Origin of the sequence: Salinimicrobium maris, assembly GCF_049680855.1 — a bacterium.
Classification (GTDB): Bacteria; Bacteroidota; Bacteroidia; order Flavobacteriales; family Flavobacteriaceae; genus Salinimicrobium.
Map to the genome: position 1 here is coordinate 212,875 of NZ_JBMPGS010000004.1, position 22,604 is coordinate 235,478.

General features: G+C 40.3%; 24 protein-coding genes and 1 tRNA gene. 11 read left to right on the forward strand and 14 right to left on the reverse strand.

From position 1 onward, the window contains the following. Position 1 precedes the first annotated feature (1 nt). A complete protein-coding gene (locus tag ACOV1Q_RS13290) occupies positions 2–1,771 on the reverse strand; it encodes an ABC transporter ATP-binding protein (protein WP_424494891.1) in 1,770 nt (589 codons plus the stop codon). Continuing rightward, entirely contained in the window at positions 1,771–2,511 is a 741-nt protein-coding gene (gene truA, locus ACOV1Q_RS13295) for a tRNA pseudouridine(38-40) synthase TruA (RefSeq protein ID WP_424494892.1), read from the reverse strand. The genes ACOV1Q_RS13290 and truA overlap by 1 nt, the downstream gene beginning before the upstream one ends. Before the next feature lie 105 nt (positions 2,512–2,616). Between truA and ACOV1Q_RS13300 the strand changes: the two genes are divergently transcribed. Then, entirely contained in the window at positions 2,617–3,111 is a 495-nt protein-coding gene (locus ACOV1Q_RS13300; RefSeq protein WP_424494893.1) for a metallophosphoesterase family protein, read from the forward strand. Positions 3,112–3,271: 160 nt separating this feature from the next. Here ACOV1Q_RS13300 and ACOV1Q_RS13305 read toward each other — a convergent pair whose 3' ends face one another. Continuing rightward, positions 3,272–3,682, reverse strand: a complete 411-nt coding sequence (locus ACOV1Q_RS13305; RefSeq protein ID WP_424494894.1) for a DUF4293 domain-containing protein — start codon at positions 3,680–3,682, stop codon at positions 3,272–3,274. Between the two features lie 193 nt (positions 3,683–3,875). Here ACOV1Q_RS13305 and rho point away from each other — a divergent pair, with 193 nt between their 5' ends. After that, positions 3,876–5,591, forward strand: a complete 1,716-nt coding sequence (gene rho, locus ACOV1Q_RS13310; protein WP_424494895.1) for a transcription termination factor Rho — start codon at positions 3,876–3,878, stop codon at positions 5,589–5,591. 186 nt (positions 5,592–5,777) lie between these two features. On the opposite strand, the gene ACOV1Q_RS13315 is transcribed toward rho, so the two are convergent. Then, a tRNA-Gly gene (locus ACOV1Q_RS13315) sits at positions 5,778–5,850 on the reverse strand. A gap of 48 nt (positions 5,851–5,898) precedes the next feature. Then, positions 5,899–6,351: a GNAT family N-acetyltransferase gene (locus tag ACOV1Q_RS13320; protein ID WP_424494896.1), complete on the reverse strand. Its 453-nt coding sequence runs from the start codon at positions 6,349–6,351 to the stop codon at positions 5,899–5,901. Positions 6,352–6,391: 40 nt separating this feature from the next. On the opposite strand from ACOV1Q_RS13320, the gene ACOV1Q_RS13325 reads away from it, so the two are divergent. The 3 genes from ACOV1Q_RS13325 (at position 6,392) to ACOV1Q_RS13335 (ending at position 9,325) form a co-directional block, all read left to right on the forward strand. Beyond that, positions 6,392–6,955, forward strand: coding sequence for a ClpP family protease (locus ACOV1Q_RS13325; protein WP_424494897.1), 564 nt, complete (start codon positions 6,392–6,394; stop codon positions 6,953–6,955). Next, a complete protein-coding gene (locus ACOV1Q_RS13330) occupies positions 6,948–7,247 on the forward strand; it encodes a GNAT family N-acetyltransferase (RefSeq protein ID WP_424494898.1) in 300 nt (99 codons plus the stop codon). Before ACOV1Q_RS13325 ends, ACOV1Q_RS13330 begins: the two co-directional genes overlap by 8 nt. 401 nt (positions 7,248–7,648) lie before the next feature. Continuing rightward, a complete protein-coding gene (locus ACOV1Q_RS13335; RefSeq protein WP_424494899.1) occupies positions 7,649–9,325 on the forward strand; it encodes a L,D-transpeptidase family protein in 1,677 nt (558 codons plus the stop codon). Here ACOV1Q_RS13335 and ACOV1Q_RS13340 read toward each other — a convergent pair. After that, positions 9,322–10,077, reverse strand: coding sequence for a murein L,D-transpeptidase catalytic domain family protein (locus ACOV1Q_RS13340; protein ID WP_424494900.1), 756 nt, complete (start codon positions 10,075–10,077; stop codon positions 9,322–9,324). The two genes, ACOV1Q_RS13335 and ACOV1Q_RS13340, sit on opposite strands and share 4 nt — an antisense overlap. A 275-nt stretch (positions 10,078–10,352) precedes the next feature. Between ACOV1Q_RS13340 and gpmI the strand changes: the two genes are divergently transcribed. From gpmI to ACOV1Q_RS13370, 6 genes are all read left to right on the forward strand, one after another. Next, positions 10,353–11,870 carry a 2,3-bisphosphoglycerate-independent phosphoglycerate mutase gene (gpmI, locus tag ACOV1Q_RS13345; protein ID WP_424494901.1) on the forward strand — a complete coding sequence of 506 codons (1,518 nt, stop codon included), beginning with the start codon at positions 10,353–10,355 and terminating at the stop codon, positions 11,868–11,870. A 2-nt stretch (positions 11,871–11,872) separates the two neighbouring features. Next, positions 11,873–12,439 carry a YbbN family protein gene (locus ACOV1Q_RS13350; RefSeq protein WP_424494902.1) on the forward strand — a complete coding sequence of 189 codons (567 nt, stop codon included), beginning with the start codon at positions 11,873–11,875 and terminating at the stop codon, positions 12,437–12,439. Between the two features lie 75 nt (positions 12,440–12,514). Next, positions 12,515–12,925 (forward strand): BT0820 family HAD-type phosphatase, encoded by a 411-nt coding sequence (locus ACOV1Q_RS13355; RefSeq protein ID WP_424494903.1) that lies wholly within the window; start codon positions 12,515–12,517, stop codon positions 12,923–12,925. Position 12,926: 1 nt separating this feature from the next. Then, a complete protein-coding gene (gene map, locus ACOV1Q_RS13360; protein WP_424494904.1) occupies positions 12,927–13,751 on the forward strand; it encodes a type I methionyl aminopeptidase in 825 nt (274 codons plus the stop codon). Then, on the forward strand, positions 13,744–14,307 hold the full coding sequence (locus ACOV1Q_RS13365) for an HNH endonuclease signature motif containing protein (protein ID WP_424494905.1): 564 nt from the start codon (positions 13,744–13,746) through the stop codon (positions 14,305–14,307). The genes map and ACOV1Q_RS13365 overlap by 8 nt, the downstream gene beginning before the upstream one ends. After that, positions 14,307–15,071: a class I SAM-dependent methyltransferase gene (locus tag ACOV1Q_RS13370; protein ID WP_424494952.1), complete on the forward strand. Its 765-nt coding sequence runs from the start codon at positions 14,307–14,309 to the stop codon at positions 15,069–15,071. Before ACOV1Q_RS13365 ends, ACOV1Q_RS13370 begins: the two co-directional genes overlap by 1 nt. Here the strand turns inward: ACOV1Q_RS13370 and ACOV1Q_RS13375 are convergent, their stop codons facing one another. From ACOV1Q_RS13375 to ACOV1Q_RS13410, 8 genes are all read right to left on the reverse strand, one after another. Then, on the reverse strand, positions 15,072–16,082 hold the full coding sequence (locus ACOV1Q_RS13375; protein WP_424494906.1) for an FAD:protein FMN transferase: 1,011 nt from the start codon (positions 16,080–16,082) through the stop codon (positions 15,072–15,074). 3 nt (positions 16,083–16,085) lie between these two features. Further along, complete coding sequence (locus ACOV1Q_RS13380) at positions 16,086–16,445, reverse strand: DUF8840 domain-containing protein (protein WP_424494907.1); 360 nt, start codon at positions 16,443–16,445, stop codon at positions 16,086–16,088. A 144-nt stretch (positions 16,446–16,589) separates the two neighbouring features. Further along, positions 16,590–17,879 carry an NADH:ubiquinone reductase (Na(+)-transporting) subunit F gene (gene nqrF / locus ACOV1Q_RS13385; RefSeq protein WP_424494908.1) on the reverse strand — a complete coding sequence of 430 codons (1,290 nt, stop codon included), beginning with the start codon at positions 17,877–17,879 and terminating at the stop codon, positions 16,590–16,592. A 9-nt stretch (positions 17,880–17,888) separates the two neighbouring features. After that, positions 17,889–18,503 (reverse strand): NADH:ubiquinone reductase (Na(+)-transporting) subunit E, encoded by a 615-nt coding sequence (nqrE, locus tag ACOV1Q_RS13390; protein ID WP_424494909.1) that lies wholly within the window; start codon positions 18,501–18,503, stop codon positions 17,889–17,891. Between the two features lie 24 nt (positions 18,504–18,527). Beyond that, positions 18,528–19,295 carry an NADH:ubiquinone reductase (Na(+)-transporting) subunit D gene (locus ACOV1Q_RS13395; RefSeq protein WP_424494910.1) on the reverse strand — a complete coding sequence of 256 codons (768 nt, stop codon included), beginning with the start codon at positions 19,293–19,295 and terminating at the stop codon, positions 18,528–18,530. A gap of 4 nt (positions 19,296–19,299) precedes the next feature. Further along, positions 19,300–20,040 carry a Na(+)-translocating NADH-quinone reductase subunit C gene (locus ACOV1Q_RS13400; RefSeq protein ID WP_424494911.1) on the reverse strand — a complete coding sequence of 247 codons (741 nt, stop codon included), beginning with the start codon at positions 20,038–20,040 and terminating at the stop codon, positions 19,300–19,302. A 2-nt stretch (positions 20,041–20,042) separates the two neighbouring features. After that, positions 20,043–21,224 (reverse strand): NADH:ubiquinone reductase (Na(+)-transporting) subunit B, encoded by a 1,182-nt coding sequence (locus tag ACOV1Q_RS13405; protein ID WP_424494912.1) that lies wholly within the window; start codon positions 21,222–21,224, stop codon positions 20,043–20,045. 10 nt (positions 21,225–21,234) lie between these two features. After that, complete coding sequence (locus ACOV1Q_RS13410) at positions 21,235–22,578, reverse strand: Na(+)-translocating NADH-quinone reductase subunit A (protein ID WP_424494913.1); 1,344 nt, start codon at positions 22,576–22,578, stop codon at positions 21,235–21,237. Positions 22,579–22,604: the final 26 nt, after the last annotated feature.

Genomic DNA, 22,604 nt, shown 5'->3' on the forward strand with positions numbered 1-22,604 from the left:
CCTAGATCGCTTCTTCCTCCATAAATTGCACTTCATAAAGATTTTTATAATACCCGTTCTCCTTTTGAAGTAGTTCATGATGCGTTCCGGTTTCTACAATTTCACCGGCATCCATTACCAGGATCCTGTCTGCCTTTTTAATGGTCGCCAGTCGGTGGGCTATAACAATAGAAGTTCTTCCTTTTGTAATTTTATCGGTTGCATCCTGGATAAGATGTTCACTATGGGAATCTACAGAGGAGGTGGCTTCATCAAGCACCAATATACTGGGATTGCTTACATAAGCCCTCAAAAAAGCGATTAGCTGCCTTTGTCCTGAAGATAACATCACACCTCTTTCTTTCACGTTATAATCGTATCCACCGGGCAGAGTGTCTATAAATTTATGCACGCCAATATCTTTAGCTGCCTGCACGACTTCTTCCCTGGAAATTTCTGGATGATTTAAAGTAATATTGTTCTTAATAGTATCTGCAAAAAGAAAAACATCCTGCAGAACGATGGCAATTTGAGACCGTAAGGATTTAAGAGTAATGTCTTTAACATCAATTCCATCAACAAGAATCCTTCCGCCCTGGATTTCGTAAGAACGGTTCAAAAGATTAATCACCGTTGATTTTCCGGCTCCGGTCGCTCCTACAATTGCCACAGTTTCTCCAATGTTCGCTTTAAAAGAAACACCTTTCAAAACATCTTCACCTTCCACATATCCAAATCGTACATTATCAAATTCGATCTCTCCACGCAAATGATCAATCTCAATTTTTCCTTCATCTGCAATAGAAGCTTTCGTATCCAGAATGCCAAAAACTCTATTTGCAGCTACCATTCCCATTTGAAGCGTATTGAATTTATCTGCAATTTGTCGCAATGGCCGGAACAGCATTTGCGTAAGTTCAATAAACATGATGATGGCACCCAGCGTGATCGCCTCGCTTCCTGCCATAACCCGTAAACCGCCGTACCAGACTATGAGACCAATGGTAATAGAGGTAGACATTTCAGCGATAGGAAAGAAAATTGAGTTATACCAAACTGTCTTAATCCAGCCTTTGCGGTGTTTGTCGTTAATGTCCTTGAATTTATTGTATTCTGTTTCCTCACGGGTAAACAGCTGCACGATCTTCATTCCGGTAATACGCTCCTGAACAAAGGAATTTAGATTGGCAACTTCTGTACGCACCACCTCAAAAGCAGCTTTCATTTTTTTCTGAAAAACCCTCGTAGCGTAAAGGATGAATGGCATGATAATAAGCACAAGCAAAGTCAACCTCCAGCTTTGGTAGAACATAAAACCTAAAACAGTAAGCATTTTAAGCAGGTCACTAATGATCATAAAAAGCCCCTGACTAAAAATACTTGCAATAGTTTCAATATCACTCACTGCCCGGGTTACCAGTCTTCCTACAGCCGACTGGTCGAAATATTTCATTTTAAACTGAAGCATGTGTTCAAAAAGATCTACCCTTAGATCCCTAATCACATCCTGCCCCAAAAGATTGGCAAAGTAGATAAAGCAAAACTGGAAAACGACTTCCAGGATCAAAGCACCAGCCATTAAGCCAACATAAAAAACCAGTTCCCCTCTATCTTCGGGAACAATGGCACTGTCAATGATGACCTGTAAAAGGTATGGCCGCAGTACGGCGAAAAAAGATAGCAATATAGCCGCGATCCCTACAAAATAAAATGTCCATTTATAGGCTTTGGTATATTCAAGCAGTCTTTTGAATAATTTAAAATCAAACGCATTTCCCGATGATGCCGCCATTAAATAAAAATTGTTTTAGGGTAATCTACCTGTGTTAAATACAATCCTTTTGCCGGTACAGATGCCCCTGCCTCACCCCTGTCTTCGCTACGGATTATATCATGCATTTTTTTAACTTCCATTTTTTCAAGCCCTATCTCCAACATAGTTCCAACAATAGCACGAACCATATTACGGAGAAACCTGTCTGCTTTAATATGAAAAACAAGCCTATCCTTCTTCTGGACCCATAAGGCATATTCAATTTTGCAGTTATAGGTAAAGACATCTGTTCTGGAACGAGAAAAACATTTAAAGTTTGAATATTCCAGAAGTATCTTGGCTGCAGCATTCATAGAATCCACGTCCAGGTTTCTTTTCACAAGATGTGCAGAATCATGTGCAAAAGGATCTTTTTCCTGAATCACATGATATTCATAACTTCTGCTAACCGCATCAAAACGAGCATGAGCTCCCGGTAAAACAGGCAACAAAGCTTGTACCGCAATATCATTTGGAAGCAGGGAATTGAGCTTGAACACCAAATCTTCATTAAGCCCTTCCCGGGCATCAAAGTGTGCAAAAAGCTGTTTGGCATGCACCCCGGCATCTGTTCGTCCGGCCCCTACAATTTCTTTGTGCTCCTGAAAAAGGGTAAAAAGCTTATTTTCAACCACCTCCTGCACCGAAATGGCATTTGGTTGCCGTTGCCAGCCGTGATAAGCCTTTCCCTGGTACGCAAGCTCCAAAAAATATCTCAAGCTATCTCGCTATTTTAACAATTGAAAAAACAAAGATAAGCCATAATAGCCAACCTAAAATGGCTTTCCTGTCATAGATTTGTATATTCATATAAAAATTAACTGATGAAGAAAATATTGTTGCTTAGCGACACACACGGTTATATGGATGAACGTTTACTATCTTATGCAGCTCAAGCCAATGAAATATGGCATGCAGGAGATATTGGCACTACTGCTGTTAGCGACCGATTAAAAGAAGTAAAACCCCTAAAAGCGGTTTATGGTAATATAGACGGCGCAGAAATTCGAAAGGAATTCCCACTGCACCAAAGATTTATGTGCGAAGAAGTAGATGTATGGATCACCCATATTGGCGGCTACCCCGGAAAGTATTCCCCGGCCATACGAGAAGAAATAAGAAGCAATCCTCCCAAAATTTTTATAAGCGGTCATTCTCACATCCTCAAAGTAATGAACGACAAAAAACTGGGACTTCTACATATGAATCCGGGTGCTGTAGGAAAACAGGGTTTTCATCAAATGCGAACCATGCTTCGGTTTACTATAGATGGAAAAGATATTAAGGATCTTGAAGTAATAGAGCTAGGGAAGAAGTAGTATACCGCGTCCAGTGGGCAGTTTTCAGAAACTATAATAGAACTAAAAGATTCTAGAAATAAAATGTCTCAAAAATGTCATTTTCGAAACATTTTTCCACAAAAAAACCCGAAGTTTTCACTCCGGGTTTTTACGCACTAATACTACTAAGATGAAAGGTTTATCGCAGTCGGTCCACAGATTTTACAAGATCCTCATCCTTTTTGATGGCCTTATTGGCCAGCACTAAAAAAACGATAGAAATAACTGGAATCAGCATCCCAATACCTTTCTCTGAGATATTACTCTCTCCAGGTACCATTAGGGACCAATAGACAAATAATCCTAGTAAAATTAAGTTTAATAAGATATTGACTCGCCCCAGCACAAACTGAAGCTTTCGGTTCTTAAATAAAAAAATCGTTACCAGCGAAAGTAAGGCAGAAATCAGGAAAAACAACATCACGCTGTAATCATCCTGAGCATAAACAGGTTCTCCTGCTGTGTTCTCCCACAAGTTAAAAACAAATATCAATCCACCGCTCGTAAGGGCAGCCAATAAAAGGTAAATAGTTTGAATTCGTTGTAACATAAATCGCTCAATGGTGGCACAAAAATAAAAGATTCTTTTTAGAAACCATATTTAAAATAAAAAATAAAGTTGTATAATTGCAGTATCATTTCGTAACCATTTCAACACAGGTTACTTAAGACTCCAAATTATTTTTCGATTCTTCCTCGAGAAGGTTAAGTAAACCAAAGACAAATTTTATTCAACAACATTCATGTTTGAAATTTCAGAATTAAAAGCTAAAAAGCTGCCTGAGCTGCAGGAAATAGCCAAAACTTTAAACGTTCCTAAATACCGCAGTCAAAAAAAACTGGATTTGGTGTACCAAATCCTGGATTACCAGGCTTCCAATCCTCAAAAAGTGCAGGAAGTTTTGACAGATGATGATAAAAAAGAGGACAAAAAGCCTGAAAAAAGACAGCGTAAACCTCGCATGAAAAAAGAAAGCGACAGTAAAACCCCTCCTACTTCAGACACCACTAAGGAACCAGAAAAAAAGGAAGAGGCCAAGGAGCAAAAGCCTTCAGGTAAGGAGAATAGCACTTCCCACCAGAAGAAAAGTCCTAAGCAGGATTCAAACCCAAAGCAGGAATCTTCAGCAAAATCTAAAGATCGTCCCTCTTCAAAAGATAAGGATCAATCTTCTCCAGGAAAAAAGGATGATTCCAAGAGAAATAATCAAAGAGATTCCAGAAAAGATAACAACCGCCAGAAGGACAATCAGAATTCTGGCAATAACAACCAGAAGAATAACGGGAATCGTGACAGTGGTAACAGAGACAACCGCAACCGCTACAAGGAACCTGATTATGAGTTTGATGCTATAATTGAGAGTGAAGGAGTTTTGGATATCATGCAGGACGGCTATGGCTTCCTTAGATCTTCAGATTACATGTATCTTTCTTCACCTGATGATATTTATGTTTCTCAATCTCAGATAAGATTATTCGGACTAAAAACCGGAGACACCGTTTTAGGACAGGTTCGCCCTCCTAAAGAAGGAGAGAAATACTTTCCGCTTATCAAGATCAATAAGATCAACGGTCTGGCCCCACAGGTGGTAAGGGATCGCGTTTCTTTTGAACATTTAACGCCCTTATTCCCTCAGGAAAAATTTAATATAGCAGAAAGACAAAGTACCGTTTCCACAAGAATTATGGATATGTTCTCTCCAATTGGAAAAGGACAGCGGGGAATGATTGTTTCCCAGCCAAAAACGGGAAAAACAATGCTACTTAAGGACATTGCCAATGCAATTGCAGCCAATCATCCAGAAGTTTATCAAATCATTCTATTGATCGATGAACGCCCTGAAGAGGTTACAGACATGCAGCGAAACGTAAAAGGAGAAGTTGTAGCTTCTACCTTTGACAAGGAAGCACACGAGCATGTAAGGGTTGCAAATATTGTACTTGAAAAAGCCAAAAGAATGGTTGAATGCGGACACGACGTAGTGATCCTGCTTGATTCCATTACGAGACTGGCGCGTGCTTATAACACGGTACAACCTGCCAGCGGAAAAGTGTTAAGTGGAGGTGTTGATGCAAACGCCTTACATAAACCAAAGCGTTTCTTTGGTGCTGCCCGAAATATTGAAGGCGGCGGATCTCTTTCTATTATTGCCACAGCACTTACAGAAACAGGATCTAAAATGGATGAAGTGATTTTTGAGGAATTTAAGGGTACCGGTAATATGGAACTTCAATTAGACAGGAAGATCGCCAACCGTCGCATTTTCCCTGCTATTGATCTTACATCCTCAAGTACACGTCGCGATGACATCTTACTTGATGAAAACACTTTGCAACGCATGTGGGTAATGAGAAAATATCTTGCCGATATGAACCCTGTGGAAGCAATGGAATTCATTAATGACAGGATTAAACAAACAAAAAACAACGAGGAGTTCCTTATTTCCATGAACGGATAAAAGAATCTATCTTGATATTTAAAACCGGGCAGAAATGTCCGGTTTTTTTATGCTTTTTGAAGAAATAGATTTGCTGCGGAACACGGCAAAGATTTCAGAGGAGAGGATTTGATGTGAGATCTTGCTTTAGAAAAACCTGCAAAATGAAAAAACCTCATCGATTTGATGAGGTTTCAGACTTCTTTGAGCGGGAGACCGGGTTCGAACCGGCGACATTCAGCTTGGAAGGCTGACGCTCTACCAACTGAGCTACTCCCGCATTAGCCCTGCAAATATAACCCACAAAAATTTATTCTTCCAAACTTTTTTATAGCTTTTTCAGAAAATGATATCCTTTTATTTCAAAGCCCTCATTGAGATAAAATTTATGCGAACGGTAGTTGCTCACGTAACTATTTAATTCTGCAGTTTCACAGCCTCTCCTTTCTGCATATTCATGAATGAATTCGAACAACTTTTTACCAATTCCTTTGTTCCTGTGTTTTTCATCAATGTAGATATGGTCGGGTTCACAAGATCGTCCTGCATAATGCCTGGTCATAAACCAAAGACCAAAAATGCCTACCAGCTCCCCGTCTAGAAAAATTCCGTGGCATTCATAATTCTGGTTGAACATTTCAGAAAATCGTTCTATTAGAATTTCATCTGTAAACTGATTTCCCATAAGCGCCTGTGCAAACGGCAGAATTAGTGGTATTTCCTCCTTTAAAATCTTGTTAAATGCGAGTTCCATTCCCTGTTTTTCTGCAAAAATAGTCATATTTTTAGCTATTAATTGAAATAAGCTTTAAAGCAAAGAAATGAAAGATAAACGCAGCAAAACGCAAGATTTAATAGACAATACTTTACTCGACACCAGAAAGGTTTTTCTGTGGGGACAGGTAGATGAAAAGAGCGCGAAACATGTCATTGAGAGAATGCTTTTCCTTGACGCCCAAAGTAATGATGAGATTGAGTTCTATATAAGCAGCCCCGGTGGTTACGTGACTTCAGGATTTGCTATTTATGACACCATGCTGTCACTTAATTCCCCTGTTTCAACTATTTGCTCAGGACTGGCTGCCTCAATGGCCTCTATCCTTCTTTCTGCAGGTACTAAAGGAAGACGTTTCGTACAGCCACATGCCAAGGTAATGATACATCAACCTAGTGGTGGTGCGCAGGGACAGGCATCTAATATAGAAATTCAGGCTGCCGAAATATTGAAAATCAAAGAACAAAGCGCCAGAATCCTGGCAGAGAACTGCGGACAGGATTACGAAAAGATCTTGAAGGATTTCAACAGAGATTACTGGATGGATGCTTCAGAATCGCTGGAGTATGGAATCGTGGACGCAATTAAAAAAGGAAAAGAAAATGGATAAAAATATTCAGCAGAAGGAACAGGACGGCAACGGAATGTTCTACATAGAAAAAGATGGCGATATTGTAGCCGAACTTACCTACAAAAAGATGGACAACGGCGTGATCACCCTTGATCACACCGAAACCGAACCGGACATGGAAGGGAAAGGGCTGGCGAGTGCACTAGTAAAACACAGTGTGGAATTTGCCCGGGAAAATAATCTTAAAATAGATCCTTTATGCGCCTATGCTGCAAAACAATTTGAGCGTCACGAAGATTACCAGGACGTAAGAGTACAAGAAGAAAATTAACTACCTCTTCAGGAAAGATTTATTTTAAAAATCAATTTTGGAAAATGTGCCGCTCTTTGATTTAGAAAGTTCGGCACAGCTTCTGAAGATAAAAGCTTCTTCGGCTCGCCAATTTATTCCAATACCAGTGGGTGCCTTCCCATGGCTCCCAAGCTAATAAATAATTAACTTTATCGGAAATAATTGAAAATGTTAGCTGTCAAAAATGTGCTTTTGAGTCCTCATTTTTTCCTCTGAAGAACAAAAGATTTCAATTACTTTTGCGCCGCAAAACCCTGAACTCCGGCAAAGAAACATCGCAAGAACACACAGCAACAAAGTCTTTAAAAATGGGTGATAATGAGTACTTTCTCTAAAAATTCCCACCAAAGAAACTTCACCGGCACCTCTATAAAATAATCATGAAAAAGAAATTGACTTTCGAAAGCAACTTATTAAAAAACCTGATGCTTTTCACATTTTGTGGTATACTGCTTAGTTCATGCAATGAAGATCCTAAGTCCGCTGAAAGTGAAACATCTTCTGAAAATTCATTTTTTGATGGAGTTTTTAGCCGTGACACCTCCAAAGACCTTAATGTTACTTCCGAAGGAATCGCTGCAGTACTTGAAAGTGATCAATTGCAACTTCACCAGAGGGAAAAAGTTTTAGAATTTTATAAAAATCGGTCTAATGCGGCCGCCTGGAATAATTCTGAAGATAGATCTGCTTTTTTTGATGAATTAAAAAAAGCGCAGAATGAAGGGCTGGAATATAATGACTACCACGGGCAAAAGTTGGATGCACTCATGCAAGATCCTGCAAATCTTTCTATAGAAGTGCAAGCGAATCTTGAAATTCTTCTTTCAGATGCTTTTTTCGAATATGCATCTCACCTGTTTTACGGGAAACTCAATCCTGCCAGGATGTATAAACATTGGGGCGTAAACCGGCAAGATAAAGATTTCGAACCAATTTTAGCCACAGCACTTAAAAATGGGGAAATCCAGGAATCTTTAGCCAACCTGAAACCTAATCAACAGGTCTACAAAGACCTTAAAAAATCACTGGAGCAATATCGAGACATCAAGAACAAAGAAGAGGCTGGAATTACCAAAATAGAAAAAGGACCGGTTATAAAGTCGGGAGAAAAAAACGTTAGAATTCCTGCATTAGTGCAGCGGTTAAAGGAACTGGAAGTTCTGGAAAATTCATATACCTCACAAGACAGCACCTACGATAGCAGCTTACAGGAGGCGGTAAAGAATTTTCAGAAAAAAAAGGGGTTACAGGTAGATGGCATTCTTGGAAATTCCACGATACGCGAACTGAATATGACTCCCGAAGATCGCTACAATCAAATTTTAGCAAATCTTGAGCGCTGGCGATGGTATCCTCGTGATTTGGGAGAACATTATATTCTGGTAAATATTCCGGCATTTGAACTGGCAGTAGTACAGGATGGCGATACTGTTAGAAACCACGACGTGATTGCAGGTGCCAAAGCGCGACCAACGCCTGTTTTCAGTGATACTTTACAGTACATTGTAATCAACCCCGAGTGGACCATTCCTCCAACGATAAAAGAGCAGGATGTAATCCCGTCGGCTTCTGCAGACCTGTCGTATCTTGAAAACAACAATATTTCAATCTATTCAAACGACGGCGAGCAGGTAGATCCTGCTGCTATTGACTGGAACAATGATAACGTAATGAATTATAACTTTGTACAGGAATCGGGTCCGTCAAATCCTTTGGGGCGGGTGAAAATCATCTACCCCAATGATTATTTGATCTATTTACATGATACGCCTGCAAAAGCGTTGTTTCAGCAAAATTACCGGGCAGAAAGTTCAGGTTGCGTGCGTGTCGAAAATACCATAGATCTTGCTGCTTATGTCGTTGAAGACCAGGAATGGGACCTGGAGAAAATCAATCAAACCATTCATACCGGGAAAACTACCCAGGTTAAAATAAAAAGTCGCATCCAGGTGCACCATTTTTACTGGACTGCCTGGAGGGACAATGGGAAAACTGTTTTTACCGAGGATGTTTATGATCTTGACCGGGAAGTTTATACTGCCCTTTTACAGGATTAAGCGCTCGTCTCGTTAAGATAGGTTGAATTATTCAGGTAATTTTGATCTGTATGGTAAATAAACAAAGCAGAATTACCTTTAATTAAATTAATAACCTTTTTTGTAAGTGCCTGGGGAATTGCAGGGCATCCAAGGCTACGGCCAAGTCTTCCGGTTCTTTTTACGAAGTCGGGATTGGCGTAAGCTGCACCGTGCATCACAACATACCGGCTGCGGGCATTGCTGTTAAACTCTTCTTCCATTCCGTCAATGAAAAGAGAAAGTCCGTTCTTACCATAGTAGGTTTCTGCTGTAACGTAAAAACCAAGAGAACTTTGGAAAGAGCTGTTCTTATTCGAGAATTTCTTGGCCATTTTAAGGCCGGTATTTTTTCCATGAGCTACAAGCGTATTATAAAGCACTTTATTTGTAGTCATATCAAGTACCCACATTCTTTTTTCAGCGGAAGAAAGACTGAAATCAATAATGGTCAAAATTTCATTTTTGATCTTTCCTTCATCCACTAATTTAGCATAACCTGTTAAAGCTTTTATAAAAGACTCTTGAGAAGGCATGCTGATATTGTTTTTCGAAAACAGCTTATATAATTCCTTTCTTTCCTCTTCTGCAGAGAGAGGAGCTGTTGTTTCATCTGAAGTTTTTGAGACGGAAATTTCTGTGTTTTCTTTAGAAGATGCTGAAGTTTCGTAAGTTGCGGTGAACGCAAAAGATACTGTTATAAAAGCGGCCAGTAAAAGAATTTTGTTTCGCATACATTGATTTTTTTGGTTACGCATTATAATGTTCCAACAATGATACCATAAATGTATCATAAAAAATTAACTCGCTGCAAATTAAATATTTAACATTCCAACACCTACTTAAAACTCCAAAAAACCTTTTTTATTGCACCAGCACACTAACTTCAAGAGAATGGAGCAGAAAATATCATTTTTAGCACCCCCGGCCCTACTTTTAGAAAACCTTAAATAGCCCTTCCCTTCCATAAAGCGATTTGTTTCCTATCTTTACGGAAATATTTTTTTTGATGGATAAGAAAGTAATTTTAATGATCCTGGACGGCTGGGGAATCTCTCAAGATCCTAAAACTTCTGCCATTGCCCAGGCAAATACCCCGTATATTGATTCTTTAATAAAAAAATACCCCACTTCGCAGCTTCGTACCGATGGTATGAACGTTGGCTTGCCCGAGGGTCAAATGGGAAACAGCGAAGTAGGCCATATGAACCTGGGTGCAGGACGAATTGTTTACCAGGATCTTGCGAAGATCAATCTTGCAGTGGAAAATAATTCTTTAATTAAAGAACCCGTTTTGGAAGCGGCTTTTAATTACGCCAAAACCAATAAAAAACCTGTACATTTTATGGGACTTTTGAGTGATGGTGGTGTTCATAGCCACATCAATCATTTGAAAGGCCTTTTAAGTGCTGCAGAGGAATTTGGAATCGAAGAAAAATACCTGCACGCTTTTACAGACGGTAGAGATGTAGATCCATTTTCTGGTAAGGGTTTTATTAAAGAAATTGAAGAACATCTTGAAAAGACCAATGGCAAACTTGCTTCTGTTATTGGCAGATATTATGCGATGGATCGTGACAAACGCTGGGAAAGAGTACAGCAGGCCTATGATCTTATCGTGCGCGGAAAAGGTGAAAAAACCACCAATGCTTTGGAAGCTATTCAGAAAAGTTATGATGATGAAATAACCGATGAATTCATAAAGCCAATCGTGCTTACCGACGATACCGGGAACCCTGTTGCCACCCTACGAGACGAAGATGTGGTGATCTTCTTCAACTTTAGAACTGACAGAGGTCGGCAGCTCACACAGGCGCTTTCCCAGGAAGATTTCCCCGATTACGGAATGAAGAAAATGCCTTTGTACTACGTCACGATGACCATGTACAACAAGGATTTTAAGAATATTCATGTTGTTTACAGTAAAGACAATATTGAAGCAACTCTTGGAGAAGTATTGGAACGCACGGGAAAATCGCAAATAAGAATCGCCGAGACAGAAAAATACCCGCATGTTACTTTCTTCTTTTCAGGAGGAAGAGAAGCTCCTTTTAAGGGCGAAAAAAGGATCATGGCAGCCTCTCCTAAAGTTGCCACCTATGACCTTCAGCCCGAAATGAGCGCCTATGAAATAAGGGATAAGATCGTGCCCGAGATCAACAGTAAATCGGCCGATTTTATATGTCTTAATTTCGCAAATCCCGATATGGTTGGCCATACCGGCGTATTTGAAGCAGCTGTAAAAGCCTGTGAAACGGTAGATGAATGCGCAAAAGGAGTCATAGAAGCTGCAATTGCGAATGATTATTCTGTTCTCGTAATTGCCGATCACGGGAATTCTGATATGATGATCAATCCAGACGGAAGTGCAAATACAGCACACACCACCAATCCCGTACCATTTATCCTGATTGATAAAGACGTAAAAGAAGTCAAAGATGGTAAGCTTGGGGATATCGCCCCGACTATTCTAAAACTCATGGGGATCGAAAAACCCCAGGTAATGACTCAAAATCCACTTTTTTAAACATGAAGACATTTACAATTGCATTAATGATTGCTGCGGCCATAGGTTGTGGTAATACGAATAAAAATAATTCAGAAAAGAAGGAACCTGTTGCAGAAATTGCTTCTTCGGAAACCGCCGAAAACCAGGAAACTATGTTGACCGGTGTGATCACCAAAAAAGACTTAAAGGAAGCACCTTACAGCAGCTGGTTTACTTCTTCTTACGAAGCCTATAAACCATCAGATGAAGAATTGCAGGTCATCAAAGAAAATATAAATGGTTATACAATAGAAGCTTATATGGGCACGTGGTGTGTCGACAGCCGTCACGAAATCCCAAAGCTGTTCAAGTTACTTGAGGAAGCCGGTTATGATTTGGACAAAATGCGGCTAGTGGCTGTAGACCGTAGCAAAAACATTCCTGAAGGTGTTGAAAATTCTGCTAGCATAGAAATGGTTCCTACTGTGATCTTTTATAAGGATGGAAAAGAAGTAAACCGGTTTGTAGAATATTCTATAGGAAGCTTTGAGCAAGATATTGCTAAAATTGTGACTAATAAGGACTATTCCAATCCTTATTCGGATTAAAGGGAAACAAATAAGGTTCTTTAAATTTAAAGAATCCCGCCTTTAATTTCGCTTATTCTTTTTTAATTTTGTGAAATGCCTCATTTGTTAACCATAGCTGTAGACTTTGACGGAACGCTTGTTGAAAACAAATATCCTGAGATAGGAAAACCGATCATGTTTGCCTTTGAAAGCCTGAAAAAACTTCAGCAGGAAGGTCACCAGATCATTTTGTGGACCTACAGGAGTGGTGAAAAATTAGAGGAAGCAGTAGATTTCTGTAGACAAAAAGGAATTTCTTTTTACGCCGTCAATAAGAGCTATCCTGAAGAAGAATATGGAGAAGATATTAGCAGAAAAATCCTGGCAGATATTTTTATTGATGACAGAAACATTAACGGTCTACCGCCCTGGGGCGAAATATACCACCAGTTAACCAAAACAAAACCAGAAGTTCCCCAAGTGAAGAAGAAAAAAAAGGGACTATTGAAATTTATAAAAAAGTAATATGATCATTCCTAAGTCACGAGAAGAAATTGAACTTCTAAGAGAAAGTGCCCTAATTGTTTCCAAAACCCTTGGAATATTAGCGCCAGAAATCAAACCGGGAGTGACTACACTACACCTGGACAAATTAGCTGAAAAATTTATTCGTGACCACGGGGCCGAACCGGGTTTCCTGGGAATGTACGATTTTCCAAATACGCTTTGCATGAGTCCAAACGCACAGGTGGTGCATGGAATTCCAAATGATACTCCGCTGAAGGAGGGCGATATCATTTCTATTGACTGCGGAGCATTCAAAAATGGCTTTTACGGAGATCATGCATACACTTTTCCCGTGGGAGAAATAGATCCCGAAACAAAAAGGCTGTTGCAGGTCACCAAAGAATCTCTATATGTCGGGATTCGGGAATTTAAAGCCGGAAACCGCGTAGGAGATGTGGGATTTGCAATACAACAACACGCCGAAAAGAACAATTTTGGAGTGGTAAGAGAACTTGTAGGTCATGGCCTTGGCGCGAAAATGCATGAAGATCCCGAAATGCCTAACTATGGAAGAAGAGGCCGCGGCAAGAAGTTTATTGAGGGAATGGTAGTTGCCATAGAACCCATGATCAACGCCGGTACTAAAAACATTCACCAGCTTAAGGACGGCTGGACCATTTTGACTGCAGACAATAAGCCCAGTGCTCATTTTGAACATGATGTTGCATTAATTGAAGGAAAACCTGAACTGCTTTCAACTTTTCAGTATATTTATCAGGCTCTTGGAATTGAGAGCGACGAAGAAGATGAATTTCGGGCCGCCAAACTGCAGCTAAATGGTTAAAAAATTTCGACAGGAAATATGGAAACCCTACCACAAAGAAACCTGGCAGGAACGTTTTCGTTATTCCATTTCCAACTACGGAAGAGTAATTAGTTTTGTTAAAAATCCAAAAGGAGAATTGATAGGCGGTGGAAAATCGCAAGGCTTTCTCACTTTTGTAGCCAATCTCAAAACCGGCAAAAAGCAAGCCTGTTACATTCACCGGGTGGTGGCAGAATTATTCCTGAAGAAAAAAGAAGGTGATAAATTCGTGATCCACAAGAATTACATAAAAACTGACAACCGGGTTAACAACCTGGCCTGGGTTACCAAGGATGAATGGACTGCCCACCAACAAGGAAATCCGCAGGTGAAGGAGAACAAGATCAAGCGAAAAGTAGGTACTATAAAATGTTATTCTAAGCTTACTTACGCACAAGCCACCATTCTTAAGAAAAAATTACTCGATCCTAACCGTAAGACACGTATTCGTGTGCTGGCGAAACAATTTGGCGTTTCCGAAATGCAACTTTACAGGATCAAATCGGGCGAAAACTGGGGCGAAATCAAGGTATGATCAAGAAGGCTTTTAAACTGGTTCTCAACTCCATTCCCAGACCTTTACTTATTAAATTCAGTTATGTTGCCAGACCTTTTTTGGAACTTTCCCTGCGCGGCAACAAAGTGACCGATCCCATTGACGGCAAAAGCTTCTCAAAATTCCTTCCTTACGGCTACGAACAGCAGCGTGAAAATGTTTTAAGCCCTTCCACCCTATCCCTGGAACGACACAGGCTCCTATGGCTTTATTTAAAGCAGGAAACGGCATTTTTCAAAGAACCTTTAAAGGTTTTACATTTTGCTCCGGAACAGGCATTTTATAAGCGTTTCAGAAAATTAAAAAACCTGGATTACACCACCACAGATCTTCACTCTCCGCTTGCCGATGTCAAGGCAGATATTTGCAACTTACCTTTTAAAGATAGTACGTACGATTTTATACTTTGTAACCATGTTCTCGAACATATTCCAGACGATGAGAAGGCCATGCGGGAAATTTACAGGGTAGTGAAGCCCGGTGGCACTGCTATTCTGCAGATTCCCCAGGATCTAAGCCGAAAACACACTTTTGAAGACGACAGCATTACCGATCCTAAAGAGCGGGCAAGAATCTTTGGCCAATACGATCATGTAAGAATTTATGGGCGCGACTTCTTTGACAAGCTTCGGAAAATGGGTTTCAGGGTGGAAGAAGTAGACTACACTTCACAACTTTCTTCAGAAGAAGTGGAAAAGTACCGGTTAGCAAAGGGAGAAATTATCCCGGTTTGCTTTAAGTAGCTACAGGTCTACCAGCACTTCGCGAAAACCTTCAGAAGCGAACTTTTTAGTTGTACCCTGCTCGTCAAAAATCAGGTAAACATCCACATTTTCTAGCGTTTCAAGAACTTCCACGCTTCGCTCCATGCCAAGGGCCATAAATGCCGTGGCATAGGCATCGGCAAGGGCACAGTTTTCAGCCAATACAGAAACGCTCAGCAAATTGCTCTTTTCGGGATACCCGGTGAGCGGATTGATAGTATGCACATAAACAGTTCCCGTCTCAGGATCTCTTCGGAATTTGCGATAATTTCCCGAAGTGGCCATGGCACGATTCACCAACTGAACGCCGGCAGTAAGCGTCCTTACTCCTTCCTCCTGGTTAGGATCATCTATACCTACGGTCCAGGCCGAATTCTTCCGAAGATTTTCACCCTTTGCCAGCAGTTCCCCCCCCAGTTCTACAAGGAAATTATCCACATTTCTTGAGTTCAGGTAATGACCAATAAGATCTATAGTATAACCTTTTGCAATTGCGTTAAAATCTAAATAAACTTCCGGAAATGCCTTTTTCACCTGTCCTTCTGGAGAAATAGAAATTTTGTTCAATCCAACAAATAGCATAAGAGAATCTACGGCTGCACTGTCAACCACTTTCAGGTTTTTTTCGGGCCCGAAACCATATATGTTCACCAAATCACCTACCGTAGGATCAAAATAGCCACCGCTTTCAGTATTCACCTGCTGAGAAAGGTTAAAGACATTCCTGAACAAAGTATCCACCTTTACTAATGAATCCCCACGATTGATCCTGGAAATATCCGATTCGGGCAAATAGGTGCTCATTGATTTATTCACCACTCGAAAAATGGAATCAAGAGCTTCTTCCAGAGCGATATCTTCTTCAGAAAAATAATTTATACTATAAGTGGTCCCTAAAGCTTCTCCCGAAACATTTTGCTGCTCATTACCGGTGTTATTACATCCTGAAAGAACAGCAAGTATACCTGTCAAAAAGAGTATTTTTTTCATGAATTATATTTCCTGAAGTCCGTTGTAATTGACGACATAATTTTCGGTATCGTTCACCGGGAGTTCATAATTATCTGCATGCGCGAGGCCAACTCCCGCGAAAAAAGTGCGGGCTTCGAACTTCAAAGCATGTTGTTTTATGGATTCCATGAAGACCAGATCAATTTGCTTAGGATCCTGAGGATATTCCACCGCCCTAACCACCACAAAATGCAGTTTTTTGTTCTTGAGCGCTACAAATTGAGGATCACTCTTCAGTTTACTGTTCACTCCAAGAAATTCAAAGCCCTGGTCTTCGAGATCTTTGCCTACAATATTCATGGCGAGGTTATGCAATTCCTGTTTCGAAAGGTTCTTTTTCATAAGGTTTCAAAAATACGATTATTCGAAGGTTTTTTAAATTTCCGCGGAAACAAATTGTGCTAATCTCAGCTTCTGAAAATGAAGCATAAAAAAACAGCTGCCAAATGGCAGCTGTTCCTTATTATAAATTTCAGAAGAATCTTATTATCCTCCGAAGTCATCAAATCTCACATTTTCTGAAGGTACACCAAAGTCTTCGGTCATCTTCTCAACTGCCTTGTTCATCAAAGGAGGTCCACAGAAGTAGAACTCGATATCTTCAGGCTCATCATGATGGTTCAGGTAATTATCAATCACCACCTGGTGGATAAATCCTACGAAACCATCTCCTTCTCCATCGATTCCGTCTTTTTCTTTCCAGTTATCCTCAGGAAGAGGTTCAGAAAGGGCAATATAGAACTTAAAGTTAGGAAAATCTCTTTCCAGCGCACGGAAATGCTCTGTATAGAACAATTCACGCTTGGAACGACCACCATACCAGTAAGTCACTTTTCTACCTGTTTTAAGGGTTCTGAATAAGTGGTACAGGTGAGAGCGCATTGGAGCCATACCGGCACCACCACCCACGTAAAGCATTTCGGCTTCACTGTGGTTGATAAAGAATTCTCCGTAAGGTCCAGAAATAACTACTTTATCACCTTCTTTTTGATTAAAGATATATGAGGAAGCGATTCCAGGATTCACATCTGCCCAACCATCTTTTGCACGATCCCATGGCGGAGTTGCAACACGAACGTTTAGCATGATCCTTCTTCCTTCTGCTGGGTAAGAAGCCATGGAATAGGCGCGCTCAACAGTTTCCACATTTTTCATTACAAGTGGCCATAGTCCGAATTTATCCCACTCCATTTTGAACTTATCAGGCTCTCCTGGGTGTTCTTCAGGATGCGCTGTGATGTCCATATCTTCATATTTCACCTCACATTTAGGAATCTCTATCTGGATATATCCACCCGCTTTGTAATCCATATCTTCAGGAATCTCCACTACGAATTCCTTGATAAAGGAAGCCACGTTATAGTTACTTACTACTGTAGCCGTCCATTTCTTGATACCGAAAACTTCTTCGGGAATCTGGATCTTCATGTCCTGCTTTACCTTTACCTGGCAACCCAGTCTCCATCCGTCTGCAATCTCTTTACGGGTAAAATGAGGTTCTTCAGTAGGAAGAATGGTTCCACCACCTTCAGAAACAATACATTTACACTGAACGCATGTTCCACCACCACCACAGGCAGAAGGAAGAAACAACTTGTTTTCTCCCAATGTTGAAAGAAGCGTTCCACCGGAACCAACCTCAATATCTTTTTCTCCATTGACGTTGATCTTCACTGGGCCCGAAGGAACCAGTTTGGCTTTAGCACCCAAAAGAATGCTCACCAAGATCAAGATCAATACTAAAAATACAATTACACTTGCTATAATAACTGTCATAACTTCTTTCTATAATTTGATTCCCATAAAACTCATAAACCCAAGGGCCATTAATCCTGTGATAATAAAAGTTATCCCAAGACCTTTTAAAGGTGCAGGCACATTTGAGTAGGTAATTTTCTCACGAATGGCGGCAATTCCAAGAATTGCAAGGAACCATCCAATTCCACTTCCAAAGCCATAGGTTACAGCGTAATCTATACCCGGAAAATCTTTTTGCTGCATGAAAAGCGCCCCACCTAAAATAGCACAGTTTACTGCGATTAAAGGAAGGAAAATACCAAGAGCTCCATACAATGCAGGTGCAAATTTCTCAACGATCATTTCCACAAGTTGAACCATGGCTGCAATTACCGCAATAAACATGATAAAACTAAGGAAACTGAGGTCTATAGCTGCATATTCTTCTCCCAACCAGGATAAAGCACCAGGTCTTAGAAGATAATTATCAAGTAGATAGTTGATAGGAACGGTAATGGTAAGAACGAAAATTACTGCCGCCCCAAGACCAACCGCTGTCTTTACTGTTTTCGAAACCGCCAGGTAGGAACACATTCCAAGGAAGTAAGCGAAAATCATGTTCTCGATGAAAATACTTCGAACAAATAAATTTATATAATCCATAGTCTGTTTTTTAGATGTTCCTGATTAGGCTTCAATTAATTTTCTGTTTCTGGCTCTTTGTACCCAAATAAGCAATCCAACTACAATCAAAGCCATTGGTGATAACAGCATCAAACCATTATTCTCATAACCCAGAGCATATAATCCTGTAGATTCTTCAATAGTAACCCCGTTGTGCCCAAGAACCTCATATCCAAATAATTTTCCTGAACCTAAAAGTTCCCTAAAGAAAGCAACGATAATAAGAATTAAACCGTAACCGGCCGCATTTCCTACCCCATCCAGGAAAGATCTGTAAATTCCGTTTCCAAGAGCAAAGGCTTCCAAACGCCCCATTACAATACAGTTTGTAATAATAAGACCAATGAAAACCGATAACTGCCTGCTCACGTCATAAGCATACGCTCTAAGGATTTGGTCTACCAAAGCCACAAGAGAGGCTACTACTACCAGCTGAACGATAATCCTGATTCGGCTTGGAATTAAGTTACGCAATGCAGAAATGATCATATTACTAAAAGCCATTACAGCTGTAACCGCAATTGCCATTACAATAGCCGGCTCCATTTGCACTGTAATTGCAAGTGCCGAACAGATCCCTAAAACCTGCACAGTAATTGGGTTATTATCATCTAAAGGATCGCTGAGAAGCTTTCGGTTTCTTTTTGATAAGAAATGTTCTTTTTCTTCAGAATCTGACAGAAAGAGAACCATCGCTTTCTTTTTTGCTTCCTTTTCTTCATTTGTCACCTCAGCATTTTGCTCAGGTTTATTTTTTATTTCCTGTGCCATAATATTAATTATTTGCAACGTTTAGATCTGTTTCGCTTTTGAAATAAGGCAGGTAATGCTGCAGTCTTTCAGAAATCATGTCTGAAACCCCATCTCCCGTAATAGTCGCTCCTGAAATAGCATCTACCTTGTTATCATCTTTAGAAGCACTTGAATTTCCCTTTACTACAGAAACCCCAACAAGATTTCCAGTATCATCAAAGATCTTTTCACCTGCAAATCGCTCTCTAAACCACTCTTGCGTAATTTCTGCACCAAGACCGGGAGTTTCTCCAAGGTGGTCAAAAGTTGCACCTTTGATGGTGTTAATATCATTCTGAAGAGAAATGTATCCAAAAATGGCATTCCAAAGACCACTTCCTCTCAATGGTACAATGTAATACTTCTCCCCATCCACATTTGCAATGTAAAGAGGGAAATTTTGATCTGCAGCAGATGTTTTTAATTCTTTAGCTAAATCTACGTTGAAGGCATCAACTCCTTCCTTCTTTTTACCCTCACTATCAAGTACGATCTCTTCGGTGATGTACTGTGCATAAAGTTCCTGTGCTTCCGAAGGATCTGCATCTACTCCTACGGTCATTAAAATGCTCTGCATTTTATCAATTCGCATATTCTCATACTGCATAGGTTGCAGCGATGTTGCCGCAAATGCAAGAATACTTCCAACTACCACTACCATTATAATTGCAAAAGTAAAAGTGTAAGCGTTGGTATTCGTCTTATTTACTGATTTTTCTTCCATAATTAAACTGCTGTGTTAATTTGTGGATTTATATCTCCTTTTCTCTTGTTTCTACGCTTTACACTTCCCTGGATCACGTAATGATCAATGGTTGGCGCGAACACGTTCATCAAAAGAATAGCAAGCATTACTCCTTCAGGATAGGCCGGGTTAAACACCCGAATCATTACGGAGAAGAATCCAATTAAGAATCCGTAGATCCATTTACCTTTTGTTGTTTGTGCCCCAGAAACGGGATCTGTTGCCATATAAACAATACCAAACATTAAACCTCCAACAAGCAAATGCTTGTACCATTCAAAATTAGTAAGTTCATTTCCTTCCACTCCCATTGATGGAAGCGCGTTAAAGATCAATCCCATAATAGAAGCTCCAATTACCGCACTTAACATAATCCTCCAGCTTCCAACTTTGGTGATGATCAATAATAAAGCTCCTAACAGGATCAAAGCTGCTGAAGTTTCAGAAACAGATCCCGGGATTATCCCCATGAACATATCGCTGGCTTCATAAGTTACTTCCTGTCCTGCGGCAAGAGACCCTAAAATAGTCTCTCCTGAAACGCCATCCATGTTTGATGCGTTCATTACCCAAACACTGTTACCCGACATAAAAGTAGGATATGCAAAGAAAGCAAAAGCTCGAGCCGTTAATGCAGGGTTAAGAATATTCATTCCAGTTCCACCAAAGGCTTCTTTACCAACTAATACTGCAAATACTACAGAAATTGCCAGCATCCACAAAGGAAGTCCAACTGGCATGATCATAGGGATCAATAAACCTGTAACCAGATACCCTTCATTGACTTCATGACCTCGAAAAATGGCAAATGCGAACTCAATTCCAAGCCCCACTGCATAAGAAACCACGATCATTGGCAGGATTTCTAAAGCCCCAAGGCTAAAAGCCTCCCAAACACCAACTTCAGGCTGCACCTGGATAAGGTACTGGTAACCTGTATTCCACATACTAAACAGAAGCACCGGAATCAAAGCCAGCACTACTGTAATCATCACCCTTTTCAAATCTACCGCATCTCTCACATGAGCTCCTTTGCTGGTAGTATGATTTGGGGTAAAAAGCAGCGTATCAAAGGCATTTATAGCCGGCGCAAACTTTTCGTATTTTTTCCCCTGATTAAAAGGTTCTCTTAATTTATCTAATTTTTTTCTAATCCATTCCATAGTGAACTGTTTAACCTACTTCGGTAATCATTAAATCCAAACCTAATCGTATAATTTCCTGCGCTTCAATTTTTGAAGTGTTGACATAATCAACAAGTGCAAAATCTTCAGGAGCTACTTCATAAATACCTAAACTTTCCATTTTCTCAATATCACCGGCCATACAAGCCTTGATCAACTGCATTGGAAAAACGTCCATTGGCACTACCTCTTCCATTTCACCTGTAACCACAAGGGCTCTTACTTCTCCATGAAGATTGGTATCAACGGTGTATTTTTTCTTTGGAAATAACCACGACAGGTTGGTACGTGATTTTGAAGGAATGTCATTATAAGTAAAAGGAAGCCAACCAAGCATCCTGTATTTATTTCCTTCAGGAATAAGAGTGACAAGGTTTGGGAAGAAACCAATATACTGCCCGTTGGTTAATTTTTGTCCGGTCAAAACATCTCCGGATATGATCCTTACATCATCGCTAACAGTCCCAACAAGATCAGCAACATTGGCGCCTATCTTTGTTCGGAAGTATTTTCTGTTTTCAGCTTCAGTTCCTGCAACGGCAACTGTACGAACAGCATTGTATTTTCCGGTAAGGAACAACTCCCCAATTATAGCAACATCTTCAGGACGTACCGTCCAAACACGTTCCCCCATATTAATTGGGTCAACATGTGCTATTTGAACCCCCACATTTGCAGCGGGATGTGGCCCTGTCACTTCATGTAGCTCCACGTTTTGCATTTTCTTCAATGCTGAAGATTTTTGCTTCGCTACCGAAAGATGAACTTTTCCACGGGTAAGCTTATTCAATGCGTTAAGCCCTACCTGGAAAGCCTCCATTCTATCCTGCAGCATAAATTCTACATCTGCAGAAAGAGGGGCTGTGTTCATACCCGAAACAAAAATAGCTTTAGGAGAATCCTTGGGATCTGCAACAATATCATACGGTCTTTGGTTTATAAATGCCCAGCAACCACTTTCCAGTATCCTGTTCTTCACATCTGCAGAATCTGCAGAAAGAGGATCCATTGTACCAAACTCCCGATAAGTATCGGTAGAGTCTGCCTCAATGATCACCTCCATTATTCTTCTTTTTTCCCCACGCTTAATTTCCTTTAGCGTACCACTTACCGGAGCAGTGAATTTCACTTCTCCCGTGTATTTGGAATAGAAGATCTCATCACCCGCCTGGACCTGAGCTCCTTCTTTTAATACCATTTTTGGAACAACTGAATGAAAATCTGGCGGCTTTATTGCAAAAGTTTTCGATCGCGGGGCGTCGATCAAAGTTTTTTCAGCCTCCCCTTTTAAGCGTAGTGTATGCCCTCGTTTAATTCTAATGTCGTTTGACATAGGATGGAGTGTTAAAATTTCGTTTA